18 protein-coding genes are annotated in these 21034 nt (G+C 47.1%); 8 read left to right on the forward strand and 10 right to left on the reverse strand.

The features are described from left to right. Positions 1–127: 127 nt before the first annotated feature. Both mgtE and Q9R46_RS17130 read left to right on the forward strand, forming a co-directional pair. Complete coding sequence (gene mgtE, locus Q9R46_RS17125; RefSeq protein WP_311280891.1) at positions 128–1498, forward strand: magnesium transporter; 1371 nt, start codon at positions 128–130, stop codon at positions 1496–1498. Between the two features lie 156 nt (positions 1499–1654). Then, positions 1655–2434: a methyltransferase domain-containing protein gene (locus Q9R46_RS17130; protein WP_311281059.1), complete on the forward strand. Its 780-nt coding sequence runs from the start codon at positions 1655–1657 to the stop codon at positions 2432–2434. Between the two features lie 98 nt (positions 2435–2532). Here Q9R46_RS17130 and mmsB read toward each other — a convergent pair whose 3' ends face one another. From mmsB to Q9R46_RS17160, 6 genes are all read right to left on the reverse strand, one after another. Further along, the gene (mmsB, locus tag Q9R46_RS17135; RefSeq protein WP_123062814.1) at positions 2533–3696 is read right to left on the reverse strand and encodes a multiple monosaccharide ABC transporter permease; all 1164 of its coding nucleotides are present in this window, start codon (positions 3694–3696) and stop codon (positions 2533–2535) included. Then, positions 3680–5230, reverse strand: a complete 1551-nt coding sequence (gene mmsA / locus Q9R46_RS17140; protein ID WP_311280892.1) for a multiple monosaccharide ABC transporter ATP-binding protein — start codon at positions 5228–5230, stop codon at positions 3680–3682. The genes mmsB and mmsA overlap by 17 nt, the downstream gene beginning before the upstream one ends. Before the next feature lie 88 nt (positions 5231–5318). Then, positions 5319–6404, reverse strand: coding sequence for a multiple monosaccharide ABC transporter substrate-binding protein (chvE, locus tag Q9R46_RS17145; RefSeq protein ID WP_311280893.1), 1086 nt, complete (start codon positions 6402–6404; stop codon positions 5319–5321). Positions 6405–6677: 273 nt separating this feature from the next. After that, positions 6678–7943, reverse strand: a complete 1266-nt coding sequence (locus tag Q9R46_RS17150) for a response regulator (protein WP_311280894.1) — start codon at positions 7941–7943, stop codon at positions 6678–6680. A gap of 8 nt (positions 7944–7951) precedes the next feature. Then, on the reverse strand, positions 7952–9931 hold the full coding sequence (locus Q9R46_RS17155; protein ID WP_311280895.1) for a cache domain-containing sensor histidine kinase: 1980 nt from the start codon (positions 9929–9931) through the stop codon (positions 7952–7954). Next, positions 9912–10925, reverse strand: a complete 1014-nt coding sequence (locus Q9R46_RS17160) for a substrate-binding domain-containing protein (RefSeq protein WP_311280896.1) — start codon at positions 10923–10925, stop codon at positions 9912–9914. Before Q9R46_RS17160 ends, Q9R46_RS17155 begins: the two co-directional genes overlap by 20 nt. A gap of 482 nt (positions 10926–11407) precedes the next feature. Here Q9R46_RS17160 and Q9R46_RS17165 point away from each other — a divergent pair, with 482 nt between their 5' ends. Both Q9R46_RS17165 and Q9R46_RS17170 read left to right on the forward strand, forming a co-directional pair. Beyond that, positions 11408–11992: a LysE family translocator gene (locus tag Q9R46_RS17165; protein ID WP_311280897.1), complete on the forward strand. Its 585-nt coding sequence runs from the start codon at positions 11408–11410 to the stop codon at positions 11990–11992. A 30-nt stretch (positions 11993–12022) separates the two neighbouring features. Next, a complete protein-coding gene (locus tag Q9R46_RS17170) occupies positions 12023–12802 on the forward strand; it encodes an AraC family transcriptional regulator (RefSeq protein WP_311280898.1) in 780 nt (259 codons plus the stop codon). A 124-nt stretch (positions 12803–12926) separates the two neighbouring features. Here the strand turns inward: Q9R46_RS17170 and Q9R46_RS17175 are convergent, their stop codons facing one another. After that, complete coding sequence (locus tag Q9R46_RS17175; RefSeq protein ID WP_311280899.1) at positions 12927–13496, reverse strand: hypothetical protein; 570 nt, start codon at positions 13494–13496, stop codon at positions 12927–12929. Between the two features lie 242 nt (positions 13497–13738). Between Q9R46_RS17175 and Q9R46_RS17180 the strand changes: the two genes are divergently transcribed. Beyond that, entirely contained in the window at positions 13739–14407 is a 669-nt protein-coding gene (locus Q9R46_RS17180) for a phosphatase PAP2 family protein (RefSeq protein WP_145332611.1), read from the forward strand. 86 nt (positions 14408–14493) lie between these two features. On the opposite strand, the gene Q9R46_RS17185 is transcribed toward Q9R46_RS17180, so the two are convergent. Then, entirely contained in the window at positions 14494–15927 is a 1434-nt protein-coding gene (locus Q9R46_RS17185; protein ID WP_311281060.1) for a glycoside hydrolase family 1 protein, read from the reverse strand. A gap of 142 nt (positions 15928–16069) precedes the next feature. Between Q9R46_RS17185 and Q9R46_RS17190 the strand changes: the two genes are divergently transcribed. The 3 genes from Q9R46_RS17190 to Q9R46_RS17200 all read left to right on the forward strand — a co-directional run bounded on the left by Q9R46_RS17190 (position 16070) and on the right by Q9R46_RS17200 (position 18712). Then, complete coding sequence (locus Q9R46_RS17190) at positions 16070–17083, forward strand: helix-turn-helix transcriptional regulator (RefSeq protein WP_311280900.1); 1014 nt, start codon at positions 16070–16072, stop codon at positions 17081–17083. 67 nt (positions 17084–17150) lie between these two features. Continuing rightward, positions 17151–17969 (forward strand): class I SAM-dependent methyltransferase, encoded by an 819-nt coding sequence (locus Q9R46_RS17195; RefSeq protein WP_311280901.1) that lies wholly within the window; start codon positions 17151–17153, stop codon positions 17967–17969. Positions 17970–18052: 83 nt separating this feature from the next. After that, positions 18053–18712 (forward strand): hypothetical protein, encoded by a 660-nt coding sequence (locus Q9R46_RS17200; RefSeq protein WP_311280902.1) that lies wholly within the window; start codon positions 18053–18055, stop codon positions 18710–18712. 185 nt (positions 18713–18897) lie between these two features. Here the strand turns inward: Q9R46_RS17200 and Q9R46_RS17205 are convergent, their stop codons facing one another. Further along, positions 18898–19692 (reverse strand): hypothetical protein, encoded by a 795-nt coding sequence (locus Q9R46_RS17205; protein WP_145332614.1) that lies wholly within the window; start codon positions 19690–19692, stop codon positions 18898–18900. A gap of 247 nt (positions 19693–19939) precedes the next feature. After that, the gene (locus Q9R46_RS17210; protein ID WP_311280903.1) at positions 19940–20359 is read right to left on the reverse strand and encodes a hypothetical protein; all 420 of its coding nucleotides are present in this window, start codon (positions 20357–20359) and stop codon (positions 19940–19942) included. Between the last annotated feature and the right edge of the window lie 675 nt (positions 20360–21034).

The following is a 21034-nucleotide window of genomic DNA, read 5'->3' on the forward strand; positions in this document are numbered from 1 at the left end:
AGTATATCCTGAGCGCTTTCTTTTGTAAGCCCATCTCGAATGTTTGAGCAAGATTTCAATATTGTTTAGCAACGAAGGCATTCCGTTTAAAAATATGAAGCGCACCATTCAGGAAAGGAGTGTCATTATGAACGGTTCTCAAACCCATAAAGAGCTCTCCGTTGAGGAGATTACCCAGCAACTGACACAGCATGTACAGTCCCAGAATCTGCCGGAATTCTATAAACTGGTGAAGGAACTGCGTCCCTATGATCTATCACTCATCTATAAAAAATTCCCTGAAGACGATAAGAGTCGTTTTCTTCTTCTATTTAAACCGGATACACTTGCCGACCTGGCCGAGAACCTGAAGCTGCACGAGCAGGCTGAACTGTTTGAACGACTCGGGCCAGAGCGCACATTGGAAGTCATGCAGCAGATGGACAAAAGTGATCTCATTCGCTTCATGCACGATCTGCCCGCGAAACGCAGGGAAGAGTTGTTATCCAGTATGAACCTGGATCACTCCGCCATCATTCGTTCTGTACTCAGCTATCCACCAGAGACTGCCGGACGGATCATGACCGACCGCTATCGCACATTATCCACCCACGACACAGCGAAGGAAGCACTGAAGCAATCACAGGGTACGCTACACCTCTCCCCTTCCAGTTACCTCTATGTCATTGATGATGAAGGCAAGCTGGCTGGTGTCGTTAGTTACCGCTCGCTTGCTCTGGCCGATGACAAAACCAAAGTTGAACAACTGATGACCAGACGTGTTATTCATGCCACGGTGGATATGGATCAGGAAGAGGCTGCCCAGCTTCTCCAACGTTACGAATTCATCGCCGTTCCGGTCGTGGATGAAAATAATCGGCTGTGCGGGATCATCCAGATGGATGACGTCATTGACATCATCATGGATGAGGCCAGCGAAGACCTCGCCAAAATGGGCGGCGGCGGTAAAGATATTGATTTTGATACCAGACCACTCGTTGCGGTTAGACGCAGGTTGCCTTGGCTTATTTTGCTGTTATTGATCGGCTTGATCTCGGGAAGCATTGTGGATTTTTTTGAAGATACACTAAATCAGGTTGTGGCTCTTGCGTTCTTCATGCCTATGATTGCGGGTATGACGGGAAATACAGGAACACAGTCCCTTGCTGTCGTCGTACGCGGACTGATTGGACGCAAGCTGGACAAGTCAACGGTACTCGCCCTGATTGGACGAGAGATTAAAGTCGGTACGATGATCGGTCTTGTCTGCGGTCTGCTCATTACGGTCATTGCTTATTTCTGGCAAGGAGACTGGTTGCTCGGGATGATTATCGGTGTATCCCTGTTTCTCACGCTAATTATCGGTACACTGACAGGCACATGCATCCCGCTTCTACTTAGCCGTTTCAAGGTTGATCCGGCTGTAGCATCCGGCCCGTTAATTACAACGCTGAACGATATTCTATCTCTGTTTATTTACTTTGGAATTGCTACACGTTTTATCGGGGCATTGATGTAAGCCATATTGTGCAGAGTTCATTTAAACTACATCGCTTCTAATTCAGAAATTCATATTGAAACTGGCGCCTCTTGACGATTTAGATCATTATGGTATCGTAAAGAGTATCATTTAACGAAACTATGTTTCATACAATGGAACAAAGAGGTGATTATGGTGCCCATCAATTTTCATGATAAACGCAACAGAATGACGTACACGACCAGAACTGCCGATGTATCTTGGTTATCTTTGATTGAAGAGCATGTTGGTATAGCCGGTAAGGTAATTGTTGACATTGGCTGCGGCGGAGGGATTTATACTAAAGCTTTAGCAAGCTCAGGGGCAGCCCATGTTACTGGAGTAGACTTTTCAAATGAGATGTTACAAGGGGCTACTCGCCATTGTGAGAATTTGAGCAATGTCACGTTGCAACAAGGGAATGCCTACAACTCGGGACTTCCATACCATACATTTGATATCGTCTTAGAAAGAGCGCTCATACATCATTTGCATGATTTGCACGGCTGTTTTCAAGAAGCTAAGCGTATCCTGAAACCTAATGGTGTATTCATCATTCAAGACAGAACACCGGAAGATTGTTTAATGCCAGGGGATGAAAATCATATTAGGGGTTACTTCTTCGAAAAGTATCCAAAATGGATTGACATGGAACGCTCCCGTCGGCACGAGGCCGATGAAGTCCAAAGATCGCTAGTTTCTAATGGATTCGTAATCCTTTACACAGTACAGCTTTGGGAAACCAGATCTGTTCATCAGGACCTGGATGCCTTAAATAGAGATTTGGCGCAGCGGACTGGACGGTCCATTCTTCATGAATTAACAGACCATGAGCTTGGCGAGTTGATTATGTTTATTAACAGCAAACTAAAAAACAGTACAGCTCCGATTATTGAAAAAGATTCATGGACATTATGGATTGCCGTTCCAAAATAAAGACAAAAAAGGCTTGGCATTTGCCAAGCCTTTTCGCTAACTTCATATTAAAATTCGTTTAGTACACGGTACATTCAGTACATTTTACACCCATCATATTAAGCAGCACGTTTATTTTTGTTATAGATATCAAACGCTACCGCAAGCAGCAGCACCAATCCTTTGATTCCTTGCTGCCAGTCAATACCCAGGCCGATCAGGGACATCCCGTTGTTCAGGACACCCATAACCAGACCACCGATGATCGCACCAAATACGGTCCCGATTCCGCCCGAAGCCGATGCTCCACCGATGAAGCAGGCCGCAATGGCATCCAGCTCAAAGTTCGTACCCGCTCTTGGCGTAGCCGCATTCAGACGTGCGGCGAAGATCAGACCGGATACAGCTGCAAGTGTACCCATGTTCACGAACACCCAGAACGTGACTTTTTTCGTTTTGACCCCGGACAGCCCTGCCGCCTTCTCATTGCCCCCGAGAGCATACACATGTCGTCCCATCACGGTACGATTCATGACAAAGGAGTACACCACGATTAGCACAAACAGGAGCACCAGAATGTTCGGGATACCCGCATAACTTGCGAGCACGAAGGTGAACAGGTTCGTTACCGCTGCCACTACAATCAGCTTAAGCAGGAACAGTCCTTGCGATACTACCTCAAATCCATACTTGCGCTGGGAAGCACGTTCCCGCAGTTCATTCACAATGTACCAGATCGTGAGTGCAATCCCCACAATGATGGATACCAGACCCAGACCCGAGAATTGCACATCCGGCAGGAAGCCGGAGCTGATTTTTTGAAATCCGGCAGGGAAAGGGGATATCGACTGCCCTTCCAGAACAATCATCGTCAGACCACGGAACAGCAACATGCCGGCGAGCGTAACAATGAAGGCGGGTATCCGCACATACGCAATCCAGAAGCCCTGCCATGCACCAATCAGTGCACCGACCAGCAGTGAAGCAATGACTGCGAGCCAAGCTGGCAACTGCCAATCCACCATCATGATGGCGGCTACAGCACCGACAAAGGCCGCGATCGAACCGACGGACAAGTCGATATGCCCTGTAATAATGACCAGCACCATACCGATGGCGAGGACCAGAATGTAACTATTTTGCAAAATCAGGTTCGTGATATTAATTGGCTTGAGCAACAGCCCACTCGTTAATACCTCAAAGAGAAGCATAATGACAACGAGGGCAATGATCATGCCATATTGACGTATATTATTTTTGAACAGTTTAGTTACCGTTTCCATGCTTACCGCCTCCAGACTTGGTCATATATCTCATCAGTGTTTCCTGCGATGCCTGCTCCCGGCTGACTTCACCCGTGATTCGTCCGGCATTCATCACATAAATCCGGTCACACAGGCCCAGAACTTCCGGCAGCTCCGATGAAATCACCAGCACACCCTTGCCTTCGGCAGCAAGCCGGTGGATAATCGTATAAATTTCGAACTTGGCACCCACGTCGATTCCGCGTGTCGGCTCATCCAGAATGAGAATATCCGGCCCGGCAAAAATCCATTTGCTCAGCACCACCTTCTGCTGGTTGCCCCCGCTCAGATTCCCGGTTTTCTGCAGGATATTAGGTGCCTTGATGTTCATGCTTTTCTTCATCTCTTCCGCAACCAGCACTTCCTCCTGCTCGTTCACAACGGCATTACGGGTCAGTTTACCAAGTCCGGTGAGTGAAATATTGCGTTTGATATCATCCATCAAAATAAGGCCATATTCCTTGCGATCCTCCGTCACATAAGCAAAACCATTCTGAATCGCCTCGGTCACACTGTTATTCTGAATCGGCTTGCCATCCTTGATCAGTTGTCCCGAGATGTTGCGACCATACGATTTGCCGAAAATACTCATCGCAAGCTCTGTACGTCCTGCGCCCATCAGTCCCGCGATCCCTACGATCTCTCCACGTCTGATGTTCATGTTGATCTGATCCAGCACCTTGCGTTCGGCCTGATGCTCGTGATACACCGTCCAGTCTTTCACTTCCAGCACCACGTCACCAATGGCGGCATGACGTTCAGGGTAGCGGCTCGTCAAGTCCCGTCCAACCATGCCGCTGATGATGCGATCCTCGGTGACGTTGTCCTTTTTCATATCCAGCGTTTCAATCGTCTTGCCGTCCCTCAGAATCGTCACCGCATCCGAAACCTTGGACACCTCGTTCAGCTTATGGGAGATCAGAATGCAGGCGATGCCCTGCTTTTTGAATTCCAGCATCAGTTGCAGCAGATTTTCACTGTCGTCTTCATTCAATGCTGCTGTAGGCTCATCCAGAATAAGCAGACGTACTTTTTTGGAGAGCGCTTTCGCAATTTCGACCAATTGCTGCTTACCTACCCCGATGCTGGACACAAGGGTGTTCGGGTTTTCGTTCAAACCAACCTTGCCCAGTAGCTCACGTGTTCCGACATAGGTTTCCTTCCAATTCACGATGCCTTTGCTGGCACGTTCGTTGCCCAGAAATATATTTTCTGCAATCGAGAGATACGGGATCAGCGCCAGCTCCTGATGGATAATGACAATGCCCAGATCCTCGCTCTGCTTGATATCTTTAAACTCACATGTTTTACCGCGAAATAAAATGTCCCCTTCATAGCTTCCATACGGGTAAACTCCGCTCAGCACCTTCATCAGCGTAGACTTGCCTGCGCCATTCTCGCCGCATATCGAATGAATTTCGCCTTCCCGGATTTTCAGGTTGACGTTCTCCAGCGCTTTGACTCCCGGAAACGTTTTGGTAATGTTCTTCATTTCAAGAATAATGTCCGTCATGGCATGTGCTCCTTTCCTTGAATAATGCGTTATGGCAAACTAATTTCTATCATCGTATTTATGAGCACCCTATCTCTTTCATCGCACTTTAGGGCAGCCCTATTTCTTCTTTCGTGTAATACTTGCTACCCACAATATCTTTCTCCACGTTGGTTCGATCCACCGAGATCGGATCGAGCAGATAAGCCGGAACAACCATTAATCCGTTGTTATACGATTTTGTATCATTAACCTCTGCTTGTTTTCCTTGCAAAATGCTGTTGGCCATCTCCACTGTTTTCTCGGCGAGTTTACGTGTATCCTTGAAGACCGTCTGTGTCTGTTCTCCAGCCACAATGGACTTGATGGAAGCCAGTTCCGCATCCTGCCCCGTAATAACCGGAAGTGGTTTGTTCGGCTTGCCGTAGCCAATGCCTTTCAGAGATGAGATAATCCCGATACTGATTCCGTCATACGGAGATAACACCGCATCCAGATTATCACCTGAATAGTAAGCACTAAGCAGGTTATCCATCCGTGCCTGAGCAAGCGCCCCGTCCCAGCGCAGTGTAGCGATTTGTGCCATCGTCATCTGTTTGCTTCGTACGACCAGCTTGCCAGAGTCAATATACGGCTTGAGCACCGACATTGCACCGTCGAAGAAAAAGTATGCATTGTTATCATCCGGCGATCCACCAAACAACTCAATGTTAAACGGCCCCTTGCCATCCTTAAGCCCCAGCTTCTGTTCAATGTAGGAGGCTTGCAGCACCCCGACTTTAAAGTTGTCAAACGTCGCATAATAAGTCAGATATGGCGTGTTACGAATAAGCCGGTCATACGAGATGACCTGAATGCCTTCGTCATGTGCCTTCTTGATGACATCGGTCAGCGTATTTCCGTCTACAGATGCAATGACCATGACATCGACACCTTTGGTAATCATGTTTTCAATCTGGGAGATTTGATTCTCAACCACGTCTTCAGCGTACTGAAGATCTGTTTTGTAACCTTGCTCCTGAAACAGACGAACCATATTCTCTCCGTCTCCCACCCAGCGTTCCGACGATTTGGTAGGCATGGATATGCCGACATATCCTTTCTCCTTGCTTCCCACATCGCTTTCAGCCAGATTACAGGCCGAGAGCATGACGGACATTACCAGAAGCCAGATGAGTATTGCTCCTTTTTTCATATGAAGTTCCCCTTTCCTCACGTCATCGCGTTCAGTTGGAATCTTAAGATAACGCTTACATCCCATGGAGTATCGTCTAACTTATTGTGCCTCTCTGCATCTCATGGTAGCATTTCGCAACTAGCGAGGTCTTTGCAGGTTTTGAACCTTTTTTATAAAAATTTAACTTTTGATGGAAGCGCACGACGAAAAACCCACCGCAGGCGGTTAACCTTTAACGGTGGGTTGGTTTGTAACCTCTGATATCCATACTTCCGATGAAGCTTCGGAAATCTATACAGAGCCTGCGGTGGAACTTTCCGTTCCGCCATTTTTGCGATATTGGGCAGGTGAGATGCCCATCGTTTTTTTGAACGCTGTGCTGAAATAGTGCTGTGTATCATACCCTACGCGTTCAGCGATGGTATGGATCGGGAGCGACGTGGAGTCCAGCAGCTGCGCGGCTTTACGAATACGGGCATGAGTGACAAGAGTAACGAACGAGTCGTTCAACTCTTTTTTCAACACACGACTGAGGTATACGGCCGACACCTGCAAACGGGATGCCAGCGATTCCAGCGTCAACTCCCGTTCTGCGTACTCCTCCTGAATCAGCTGCCTTGCCCTGCGAACGAGCGGAGAGAGCTTCACTTCTTCATATACCTGTTCACGGCAATGCCGATACGTACCCGGCACCTCTTCCAGCGTCCCCCTATGAGGTTCAACATGGGCATGAACCGCGATGTTCAGGCAAGCACTAATCTGCTGCTCAAGCAGGAGTGCAATCTCCTCAGGGGTCTCCTGCCAGAGGCAGATCCCAATGACACTGCTGGCATCACGAAAGAGCACATGCGGCAGATCTCCAAGCAGTTCTGATATGATATTTTCCATGGCAAACAGGAACAGTTGGCGATCGTTCTCCCTCAGTATAGTCTGACGCGCCTCGGCAGCAGGCCAGCGTACCACACCTACTTGCACAGGCGATACAGACGGCAGATGTAGAAAAGCAAGCTGTTCCATCAGACTCTCGCCGGCTACCTGTCCTTTCATCCACTCTTGACAAAATCGCTGACGAAGCAGCGGAATATTTCGTTCAATCTGCTCTGCCGCCTGTCTGACATAGGCTGTCCGCTGATGCTCCTCATCCAGCCGCTGACGTAACCGCTCCAGCGCAGCTCTCAGTTGGTCCGCTTGTACAGGCTTCAGGATGTAATCCTCGACTCCGAGACGAACCGCTTCCTGGGCATAAGCGAATTCATCATGCCCGGATATGATCAGATAACGAACTCCCGGACACTGTTCCTGTAAAGCCCGAATCAACCCAATGCCATTCAGAAACGGCATATTCATATCGACCAGCACGACATGTACATTCAGCTCGACAGCCCGTTCGAGTGCTTCTTCACCGTCCTCGGCTTCACCGACAACCTCCATGCCAAGCGTAGCCCAATCCATAGCTTCGCGAATTCCCTCTCGAATAATCGGTTCATCGTCGGCAATCAGTACTCGATACAGGTTATCCGCTGCATTGGCATTGACGGGTGTCACTGTATAATCCACAGCCTTCTTCACTCCTTCTCTTGTCGATCTTGGTTATCTCGGGGCTCAACCCGGGGAGGTATGGTTACAGGCATATCCCGCATCAGTGGATGAACAATCGTAACGCGGGTTCCCTCACCCTGCCTGCTGTCCAGCCAAATCCCATAGTCACTGCCAAATGATAATCTTAATCGTGCCTGTACATTCAGCATCCCGTAACTTTTACCCGTCCACTCCGGTGAAGTCGATTCCAAACTCTCCATCGGCATATCCAATAGCTGCAACATCTCCGCCAGTCGTTCTCCGCTCATTCCGGCTCCGTCGTCCTTAATGGTCAGATATAGCTTCCCCTGCTCCACATCCGCTTCTATGACAATGTGGCCTGGGCCACGTCTGCCCTTGATGCCATGGTATATCGCATTTTCCACCAAAGGCTGGAGTAACAACTTGAGCACATACAAATTCTTCAATTCTTCCGGGACATGGATGGTGTATCCAAGACGATCCCGATATCTGGTCTGCTGGATCTGCAGATAACTGCTGATATGCTCCAGCTCAGAATGTAACGGAATATAATCCTGTCCCTTGCTGAGTCCGATTCGGAACAAACGGGACAGTGCTCCAACCATATCGGACACACCATCGGCGCCTTCTTTTCGTGCCATCCAGTGAATCGTATCCAGCGTATTATATAAAAAATGAGGCTTGATATGCTCCTGCAAGCTACGCATCTCCGCATCCCGTTTCTGACGTTCCCTCAGCTCATTCAGCGTAATCAACTGACGAATCTGGCTCAGCATTCGGTTGAAACTATTCCCCAGCATGCCGATCTCATCGGCACGATCACTCCACCGGCCTGCATTGAGATTGCCTGTTTCGGCTCTGCGCATATAAGACATCAACCGGAAGATTGGCTGCGCAATGGAACGGGAAAACCACAAGGATGCACTCAAACCAAACAAACATACCACAAAGACAAAACTGACCACGTAAAACTGAATTTGTCGCACCTCGGAGATCGACTCTTTGGTCGGGAATACCCCCACCGTTCTCCAGCCCGTAAAGGTAGAGGACTGATACATGAATAATAACGCTTCACCATCCACTGTTTTCGTAAACGTTCCACTCTCTCCAGAAGCAAACCAGCTCGCCGGAATATGTTCAATGAGCGGATGTTCGGGTCTGTACACACTTTGTCCTTCGGCATCGGTGACCATGACATACCCGGATTTTCCAAGGGTTACATTACGAGCCGCCTGCGAAACGGACCTCAGCTTGAGGTCAATCAGTACAGCTCCCTTTACAAGCCCGGTCGTTTCATCCGTGACAGAGCGGGCGACTGATACAATCTCATCATCCTTATACCGGACATGGGTGGTCATGTTGCGCTCTCGCGGCTGACCCAGTACCGTGAAAATCCCTGGCTGCATTGCAGCCTTCCGATACCAGTCCTCCTCAGTCAGACGTTGCTCCGTTCGAGGATACATCTCATTGCTTATATAATCACCGTTACCGTTCACAAGCACGATACCTGCAATTTCCGGGTACAACGTGGTGAATCCTTGCAACGTCTGTTTGATGCCATACAAACGGTTCTGCTCGGATTCCGTGTAAACTTGATTGGCTGGAGGTTGGATTCGTTCGGGTTCAAGTTCACGTTCACGTTTGCCTCCGTCTCCATCTCCGCCGATCTTCTCGTCCATAAATGCATTGACGTCTGGTTCAAACGCAATCAGATAGGTCATATTTTGTAAGTTCTCCATCTTGGTGTTCAACGCTTCATTGACCTTGCCGATCAGTTGCATCGTATGACCCTCTACCTGCCGCTCCACGACTCGTTCTACCGTCCAGTTCACGAGCAGACCCAAACCGACGGACGGTACGATGGCAAAAAGCAGAAATAGCAGCATCAATTGGTATCGTAACGGCATGTTACGCAGACGCAGGCGGCGGAATCCGTTCACAAGCTCAGAGCGCCAAGTTTTCTGTCTATTTGGCATAATAATCATCCACATTCGAACTTGTCACGACCGAGATCCCCGTATCTACCGTTACAGGCAGCGGCGCATTTTCCCCTGAAGGCGAAGGTGCAGGTACAGTCAAGTGATGGTGCAGATGGAACAGATATTGGAGCGACCAATATCCCATATTCCAGGTCCCTTGTGCAATCGTAGCGGATATCGTACCATTTTGGATCAGATCGAGTGTTGCTTTATTTGTGTCAAAAGAAATGATGTGCAGCTTCTGACCATTGCCTGAATTGGCATTTTGTACCGCTTCCCCGGCTCCGGCGCCTCCCGTTGCCTCGGTGACGAATATACCCGCCAGCTTCGGATGTGCCTTCATCATCCGGATCGTTTCATCCCGGGATTTCAACACATCTCCATGTCCATCTGCGATTTCAACAACCTGCATAGAAGGGTATCGTTGCCGAATTGTTTCGCGGAATCCGTTGGTACGTTCCTCATGGTTCTGTTGTCCCGGCGACGTTATTACAGCGACTTCTCCTTCACGACCGAGCAGCTCGGCCATTTTGTCCGCCGCCGTTACGCCTGCCTTGTAATTGTCCGTTCCCAAAAAAGAATACGCCTGACTCCCTGGTGCATCTGCATCGAACAGGACCACAGGAATATCCGCTTCCACAGCTTTATTGATCGCTGGAATTAATGATTTTGGATCGATTGCGGATATAGCAATGCCTGCAGGTTTACGCGCAATGGCCTGCTCAATTACCGTGATCTGTTCTTTGGCATCATACCGCGTAGCCCCGCGATATTCGACGGTCACGCCCAGCGCATCCGCGGCATCCTCAAAACCTTTCAGCGGACTCTTCCAATATTCCAGCCCGGACTGAAACGTAATCATCATGTACGTCTCACCCAGATCACCGCGAAGTCCACGGTTCTCCCACGAGCTGTTCACCTGACTGGTATATTCAAATCTCAATACATACAATGCAAACGCCGCAATCAACACAATATAGATCAGCAGCATTTTTTTCATCTCATTCACTTCCTCAAGTGGTCTATGTCTGTCTGTACACCCTCACTCCGTTATCGATTGTAAACGCAATCATTAAAAAAGGGAACCTCTCCGTTAAAATGTAGAAATTAGTTCAACTTATTGGTATAACCCTTTTCCAAGAGACCTTACCTAAACATGACTTCCAGCTCTGCTGCAATAATGTACTATAGCTATGGTCTACTCCGCCTTATGATTACGACAATAATCCTCTATCTTATTGGAACTACTTTTTTACACATTAACGGAGAGGACAGAAAAAACCTGAAAAAGCGAAGCGTTCGCCTAAAAGCTTTCTGCAAGAAAGCTACATCGGAAGCATACGCTTATCACCGGATTTTTCCCTTTGAAAAAGGGAATCAAAAAAATCTGGGGACAACAGCGATTGGAAGGTTATTCTGTCATCGGAGTGACTGTGTAAAATCTTTAGTTCAAATTAGATAGCATCGAAGAAGGAGCTTAAAATGAATATACTATCTTTTTTAATCTACTGTATCGTTGTAACCTTTACACCTGGCCCCAGCAACATTGTCATTCTCTCTTCCACACAAAAAGTAGGCGCACGCCGTACCATGCCCTATGTCTGGGGAGCTACCCTAGCTTTCGGTTTGTTGCTGACTGCGTCTGCTTTTCTGAATCAGTTTCTCGCTGACATTTTGCCAGGTATCTTGCAATTCATGCAGATTGTTGGCAGCATCTACATGCTTTATCTCGCCTATCAGGTCTATCGAATGGGTTCTACAGAAGGGGCTCCCCAGGCCATATTGGGCTTTTGGAACGGAGTCATGATGCAATTTGTAAATCCTAAAGTCGTGCTGTTTACCTTTACAGTTATCCCGGCTTATGTACTTCCTTACGTCGCTTCAGAATCATGGTCTGCATTTTTCTATGTTGTGCTGATTACGTGTATTGGTTTTCTGGCTTACTCCAGCTGGGTGGTGTTCGGCACGATCTTTCGATCCTTGCTGAATCGTTACCAGCGAACATGCAGTATGCTGATGGCTCTTTTTTTGATATACTCAGCCATTATCGTGTCAGGTCTGATCTAAAAATCTATTTAATCTGCGGAGGTGTGCGGTATGGAACAGTTTAGCTACAAAAGATCAGAAGACGTGCTGGCCCTATCCGCCAGCTTCACCGATTTCACCTATAAAAAGCATTGCCATGAGGAATATGCGGTAGGCGTAACGCTGCGCGGCATTCAGCAATATCATCTGGACGGTCACTATCAGGCCTCACATCCGAACGGCGTCATGTTGTTTAATCGCGAGCAATTACATGATGGAAGTTCCTATGATAAAGAGGGTATTGATTATGTGATGCTTTATCTGAAGCCCGAATTAGTTGAAGAGATTATGGGTAAAAAAGAACTTCGCTTCTCCACTCCCATCGTCTATGATCCGAAGCTTGCCCGAAGCATTCTTATGCTAAACGAGGCCGTGCAGCACAGACAGAACGAAGCCGAGTGTAGTACTCGGCTGTTTGATCTCGTGCATATGCTCGCTCAGGAGGAACAGCCTGCAAGACTCTGGAAACCTCAGGACAGTCTTGTTCGCAAAGCAAAAGAAATGATGTTTTGCAGCACCGCAGACGTGCTTAAACTGGATGATTTGTCGGCGTCATTTGACCTGTCGAAGTTTCAATTTATCCGTGAATTCAAAGCCCATGCGGGCATCTCACCGTATCAATTTTTCCTGAACTGCAAGGTCGAGCATGCCCGTCAATCGCTTGAGAAACATAGAGACATCTATACCGCCGTGGCTGACTGCGGCTTTGTCGATCTGACCCATCTGAATAGACATTTCAAACGGGTCTTCGGTGTGACTGCGCATGATTTTATGGTACAGCTCCAGCGTTAGGTATGGAGCTACAGTCCCCGAATCGGATGCTCATTACCAATCGAGATCAAAAACACTGCTAAAAAATCAACATCCCCTTAAGGAGCGTACATACGTCCATAAGGGGATCAATTTTTATGGGATATTACACCTTCCTTTTTTTTCTTTCCCACAGCGATCCACCTACCAGCACTAACAACAGAATGATCCCCCCACCATAAAGAATGATCATCCACAGATTATGATAGCCGCTGCCGCCCCTGAAATCATCAGAGCTTACGGGAGTGCCCTTACCCAGCATATTGATCGCCTCTCCAGCCTGTTCGATCTTAAGATTACCGCTACATAGACTGCTGTAAAGCCTCCCGTCTTTGTCATCCTGATGGGCAAAGATTAGATAAGACTGATCTTTAGTCAATGTTGTTCCACAGGAGCCCCCACCCAAGTTACTGATTAGAATCGTCATCTGTTTTGCATCTACACCCTTCCATGCCGTATCCACATCCAGTGTGTACGCTTCGAACTCCCCACTGATAAGTAATGAGCCTCTTCCAACATTCACCACTTCCCCCGTGAAAACTGCGGTATGCATTTCCAGCTTCTCCTTGACACTGGATTCCGCACAACTGCACGCGTATGCTCGCTCCCCCGGCCAAACGATCACACATGTTGCACATAACATTAGAACCAAAACGACCGTGACAATTCGCTTCATTCTTACGCCTCCCCCTTCATTTACCTTTGAGATGCCCTTACTTATGAACGTCTCCATTTTCGTTTTTGTTTGTTTTATTGTAAAATGTTAACACTATGTTAAAAAGCAAGTGTATATACTTCTGACCAAATCAGTTGAATGAAAAGATTGTGCTGTAGTCGAGCTTTCGGATGAACATTACCTTTCTTTCAACAGATACAGCTATAAACAGAGACATCATAGACAACGGAGGAACTCTACATTTGAAGCACAATTTGACGAAAAAAATCTCCATTCCGCTGCTGGTTGCAGCTTTATGCCTGTTCGCTTTTATCACGATCGCACTCTCCATCAGCGACAACCAGATTCATCGCTTTGATGCTGTACTCATCGACTTGATCCAAGGCATGGAATCACCTGGAATGACCCGATTTATGCAATTTTTTACCTGGATCGGTAGTGAGCTTCAGGTCGTTGTCATTACGGTCATTGTCATGCTGATCCTTTATGTTTTCCTGCGCCACAAACGCGAACTGCTCTTTCTTGCCATCGTGCTTGCAGGCTCTACGCTGTTGAATGCTGTGATCAAGCTGGTGTTTCAACGAGCTCGCCCAACCATTAACCGCATTATCGAAGTAAGCGGGTACAGCTTCCCCAGCGGACATTCCATGGCAGCGTTCAGCCTTTATGGTGGACTTGCTTTTCTGATCTGGAAGCATATCCCGACCTTTACCGGGCGTGTATGTATGATTGCAGCAAGTGCTACCTTTATCCTGATGATCGGCATTAGCCGGATCTATCTGGGCGTGCATTACCCTAGCGACGTTGTTGGCGGCTACTTCCTAAGCGGATGCTGGTTATTCACCTGTATCTGGTTCTACCGACGTTATTTGCAGCGGCTGTCTGAATTACAAGCCAGAAGCTTCGCCTAGTCGCATGTTATATGCATCATCGCAAAAACCCCAACGACCGAAAGATCGTTGGGGTTTTGTTATCTTTTTTTATTACAGCTGTTGAATTACAGCTTCTCTCCATTGGAAGCAATCACATCTTTGTACCAGTAGAAGCTTTTCTTCGGTCTACGGCTCAAGTCACCGTTGCCATCATTATCTTTGTTGACATGAATGAAACCATAACGTTTCTTCATCTCTCCAGTCGATGCACTTACAAGGTCAATACAGCCCCACATTGTATAGGCAATAAGGTCGACGCCGTCCGCAACCGCTTCTTTCATCTGCTCAATGTGACCTTTCAGATAATCAATCCGGTAGTCATCCTGGATGGAACCGTCTTCTTCCAAGACATCGACGGCACCGAGACCATTTTCCACGACCATCAACGGAACTTGATAACGATCATACAGATGATTCAGCGTATAGCGTAGTCCTTTCGGATCGATCTGCCAGCCCCAGTCGGAGGCTTCGAGATATGGATTCTTGATACCACCCAGCAGATTTCCTTCCGCTCGATCCAGAGAAGCATCCGCACTTTCCACGAGAGACATGTAATAACTGAAGGAGTAGAAATCTACACAGCCTTCACGTAGCGTCTGCTCGTCTTCCGGTTGCATTTGAATTTCAATGCCTTCTTCTGCGAAGAAACGTTTTGCGAACCCTGGATATGCCCCCCGAACCTGTACGTCGCCACAGATCATGTTGGACAGCTGATCCTTCTTCTGCGCAAGCAAAATATCGTCAGGATTACACGTATTCGGATACGTTGTCATGAAAGCAACCATACAGCCGATTTTGAAATCCGGGTTGATCTCGTGTCCCAGCTTCACCGCTTTGGCACTGGCCACGAATTGATGGTGAAGCGCCTGGAACCGGGTCTGTGGCTGGTCTACTCCGTCCGTCAACGTTTCTTTGCCTTCAAACAACAATCCACCTGCCATATAGGCACCGAGTGGCATCGTCAAACAGTTGATTTCATTAAAGGTCAGCCAGTATTTTACCTGATCTTTATAACGGTTGAACAAGGTTGTACAATAACGGATGTAAAACTCGATCACTTCACGGGAAGCCCAGCCGTTATATTTTTGTGTCAGGCCAAACGGTGTCTCGTAGTGGGAGATCGTCACCAAAGGCTCAATGTTGTGTTTTTTCAACTCGGCAAAGACGTTATCGTAGAACTTCAACCCTTCTTCGTTTGGCTCCAGATCGTCACCGTTCGGGTAAATGCGTGACCAGTTGATCGACATGCGGAACATTTTGAAACCCATCTCGGCCATCATCGCAATGTCTTCTTTATAATGTCCATAAAAATCAACCGCTTCATGGCTCGGATAATAGGTACCCTCTTCAAGAACAGGTGTAATTCGGCGAGGCGTGGTATGCGTTCCGCCTGTCATCATATCCGATGTGCTCGGCCCTTTGCCATCCTTATTCCATCCGCCTTCAAACTGATTGGCAGCCGTTGCGCCGCCCCAAAAGAATCCGTCTTTCATTTTCATCATGCATTTCCTCCTCTAATATAGACGGCTACTAGAGCACGTCTGTGATTTTCCATCTACTGAAATACGCTGAGAACGATAACGTTATAGTCCAAGTGTAGCACCCATACCCTGACAAGGGTTGTCATGATATAATTGGGTCATGGAACATAACCGATTATTCCGAATGTTGCTGCTGTTGCTGGAAAAAAAGAAAACGACCGCCCCGGAGCTTGCCCGCCTGTTCGAAATCTCGGTTCGCACCGTATACCGGGACATTGATCGTCTGAGTGCCGCAGGCATTCCCGTCTATACAACAACGGGCAAACACGGCGGCATTCATCTGATGGATCACTATGTCATGGACAAGTCGCTGCTGAGCGAGGATGAACAGAATGAAATTTTGCTGGGCTTGTACAGCGTCAGCGCCATTCCTCATCTGAACAGTGCCCGGATGCTGGGCAGGTTAACGACCCTTTTTGATCATAAACTGGACTGGATTGAATTTGAGTATTCTCCGTGGGGTAGCATTCCCGAGCAAGAGATGCAACTGTTTAATCAGGTGAAACAGGCGATTTTCGCAAGTCAGTTACTATCGTTTCACTATATCGACTCCAATGGAGAAGCGAGTGAGGAGACGGCGTTGCCGGTGAAGCTTATTTTTAAAAACAATACATGGTACTTTAAGGGTCTAAAACAGACTCAGCCTGTGACATCCAGTTCGTCCGGAACCTACGTCACTTACAAAATCAAACGGATCACGAAACTTCGCTTTGTGCCCGGCGCATATGAGAATACTCGTCCATCGACAGGGGAGGGAGATAAAGTTAAGGAAGAACCTTATGAAGGGGAAAAGCAAGACATCAAAATACATTCTAAGCAACCGTCTGAGAAACAGGCTCCGATCGAACTTCTGTTTGAACAAACGATCGCTTATCGTGTTTACGATCTGCTGGATCCCGCCATTATTCAGCAAGAAGCGGATGGGAAATTAAGGGTTTCCATTCCAATTGATGAGGGTGAACAGCTTTATTCATTCTTACTGTCCTTTGGCTCAAAAATAAAGGTGATCGCACCTTTGACGGTGCGCAAAGAGTTACTTCGCAGACATCAAGAGGCCGTCGCACTTTTACTGGAAGATGATGGGCACAAAACCGAGGATGATGGTACAATATAGTATGCGTCTATACCATTTCATTTTAAATTAGGATCGAGAGGAATTTAGCAATGTTGGGAGGACATACATGAATCAGCAGATCAGACACAATAACGTAGAACGTTTTAAAGGATTTGGCACACTGTATGATCAAAACAGACCCGCTGCTCCCCGCGAAGTCGTCGATATTTTGACTCATTATCTGGGCAAAAGGCCACGCTTCGTGGCTGATGTCGGTTGTGGTACAGGTTTATCCACCTGGATCTGGCTGGATCATGCCGAGCGAGTAATCGGCGTGGAACCTAGCGAGGATATGCGCTCCGTTGGCATTGCGAAGTGGGAAGCTGCAGGCAAACCGGATCAGCTTCGCTTTGCGGCGGGAATGTCCCATGACCTCGGCCTGCCTGATGATAGTGTAGATATTTTGACCTGCTCCCAATCGTTTCACTGGATGGAGCCGGAATCCACCTTACGCGAGTTCGCACGGGTACTGCGTTCAGGCGGTATTTTTGCCGCCTACGACTGTGACTGGCCGCCTGTATTGGACTGGCAGCTTGAAGCAGCATACCAGCAACTGGTGAGCACTGCGGATGAACTTGCTTCACGTCTATCGAGCGCAGAGCAACAAGCACATAAATGGAGCAAAGAAGGCCATTTGCAGCAGATCCAGCAATCCGGGCTATTCCGTTACAGCCGGGAAATTATGTTCCATCATCAGGAGCCATTCACAGCTGAGCGTTATGCCAACCTGGCTCTTAGCCAAGGCGGGCTTCAGACAGCTTTGAAGCTGGGCGCCACAGAATTGAATGACATGGCAGACGATTTCAGACGCCAGGCAGAGCTTGTTTTTCACGAAAAATCAAAAGAAGTGCTGTTCTCCTATCGCATGCGAATCGGTATCGTTTAAATTAAAAGCATACGAGGATATAAGAAGAAGAATATAAGAAGAAAAAATATAAGGATCATGAATCTTGAAGGGTTGTGACCACTTTGATTAACAAAGAGGTGCTGGAACAAGATCGACTTTTCATCAAAAGCTGGCTTGACACCTATTTCGATTCTCCTCACCGGGATATTCTAATGTCTCATCCGGCCAAAATGGAAGAAGCGGACTATGGCGTTCCTTCGGATATGCAAGATGGTGAGGTTGATGAAGAAGGATGGGTTCGCTGGAGAATGCTGGACTCGAAGGTTACGATAGATCAGATCAACGAATTAGTTGCTAGTTATATTAAGCCTGGCTCGGATACGTATAGCCCATCTTTCTCTGTGCCTCCGCTCTATATAGCCTATCTGAGTAGCCGATATGTTCTGAATGTGTATCTTCGCTATGAAGGATTCATGATCGAATTACCGAATCTACCTTCTGACTACCCTCTGCGGGAATTACGTAACCTCTGGTCATCATCGGAATTACTGATTAAGGCGGGATATATTCCATTTGCCTCCTATGACGATCATGCGGGGCCAGTCTGCTGGGATACGAGTAAACCAAATGATGACCATGATTATGCTGTCGTATGGTTCGATCACGATATATTAACAGAAGAGGGACAGACCAGCCGGGAGCAACTTGAACACTATGCACAGCCTCTTTTTCACTCTTTCCGGGAAATGCTTATGCGCTCTCCTTCAAGCACCCGTTCTTAATTTAATTGTAGGGATATAAATAAAGAGGGCCTTCCCCGTTCATCATCCGCTTTGACTTGGGGAGGGCGCTCGAATATATAACTTATACAACTCTATTCCTTTTTATAGACCGGATGACAACTGTAGAGCTCTATTGCATAGCTTCTTAGCGCGAAGTCAAGGCTGAGAAGATTAAAATGAGAAGCTTAGGACGAAAAAAGTTGATTCAGCTGCTGCTCCTGTACTTGAAGGGCAAGAGCCACCTTGGAAGGGTCCTGCGGCGAATAGAATACATTAATGATATGTCCCTGCTGAACCTGTGACATCGCGGAAGGCAGGATTTCTTTTTGCGTAATCACCTCAAAGGTTTCACCATTTGGCTTCGTAATACTCAGTTTAAGCTGTAGCTTGATGTTGCCATTCTGTCCACTTCCCATAGGGGTAACGTCCAGAATTTTAGCCAATCCCTTCTCTCCTGTACGTGCGATATCTACCATTTCCGGTGCTATACCTTGTTGCATCATCTTTTCATTCAACAGCTGTTGCATATGTTCTTGCGACACCGTTCCATGCTGATCCAGCCCGACTTTGCGCTCATCTTTCTCGGAAACGACAAGCGGAATAATTGCTCCCGGCTGAAACTGAGACAGTGAAGTCAAAGGAACAATAGTTCTTAATTCTGTATCATATGTTTCCCGGCCTTGACGAGACACCTTCAGCATCATTTTCACTTCCGGCTGTTCATTAATATAGGTACCCGTCTGCTGAATGCTTTGGATCACACCAACTGCTGGCAATCCGGATTTGATCTTGCGCTGCCCCAAACTCGTACCGAATATAGACGAAATGACCAGTAAACCAATTCCTCCAAAAAGCATCGGTTTAAACCACCACGCCTGCATGACCATAAACGGATCATCCCACAGCCACTGAGCTATGAACGGGGAAAATCCTGTCCCAAATACCATCAGTAAGCCAATTACTCTAAAAAAACGACTCATCTCTATCACCCTATCTATCTAATTTATGCTGTATGGATCTTTTTACTATGTGATATCTTTTGTTATATCTTTGCTGAGTATGTTCCCTTTTCGTTGTTATCTGTAATTAAAAAACTGAAATTTGTAATTATTTCCAGAAACATAATACCGTTATTTTAATTTTCTAGGCATTGGTTATTCGCCTGTTAATACCGTCAATTCGAAGTTGAACTCTTGCTACACTCCGAATTCCGTCACACCTTGCCACCTAAACCGAAAGAAGTCCCATATAGATCAGTTCAGAAGGATTCGCCGGATGCTGTCCCAAACCGACACGGTCACCCACACGCGGAATTTGTAGCTTGGACACCAGTGTTTCCATCGTGCGCTGATACGTGCGACCACCCATTTCAGTCACTTCAAGTACAAGCACCACAATGGGATCAAAGTTAATTAATTTCCCCGTATCCGATACACTGATCACGGTTCCAGTTGCTGCCAGAGGCAGTGATCCGCTTGTAGCCAGTTGTGCCTGTTTAGCCGAGTCCAAACTTTGGTTGATCGCATCCCGATGTTCCTTGGGTAGAAATCCTTTCATCATCATGCCCGTAAGTCCCTTGTTCATTACGCGATCTGCTTTGGCAACAGCATCTTCCTGTTTGTTTTTACGTGTAAACCATCCCATCATATCGAACACCTCATTTGTTTTTTATTGGGTATGATTAATTATAAACACAACATGGCCCGTATGAATACGGATCTGGACACATACAAAAGAACCAAGAAAATGACCTGCTAAAGACGACATTCCATCAGTTTATTTGTAGCTATGCTTGCCTTTCCCCAATAAAAACGTTGTTCTAACCGACTCAATGAGTAGTAAACCATTTATTTTTGTGAACTTGTCGACTGATTGCCTCTGATTACAGTTACTCAGAGTGGTCAAATCCCTACATTTAGACGAATGCACATTCTGTATCTTAGCTTTATTAAAGATGCTAATCTAGCAAACCATGCACATTCATGATGCACCTACAGCATACATCCCTCGATCAAGACACACTTATAGCAAACATTCGGAAATAAAGACATACTTACTGCATTCATCTCCCGTTCAAGACATACGCACAGCATCCCCGCCCCGTTCAAATCATGCTTACAACATATCATCTCCGACAATATTGACGCTACTGATAAGTTAAAGCGTTTCCCTCACACGTATTTATTCTAACGGTCACAGATAAGCTTATTTTGGCAAAATAAGGCCTTTCTGAAATTGTAACGATCACCAGAGAGCTTATTTCACTGAAAAACAAAGAAAAAAGTCCATTTTCACACTGATTTCCCAAAATAAGCTCCACTG

It is taken from the genome of Paenibacillus sp. RRE4, assembly GCF_031844205.1.
Classification (GTDB): Bacteria; Bacillota; Bacilli; order Paenibacillales; family Paenibacillaceae; genus Paenibacillus; species Paenibacillus xylanexedens_B.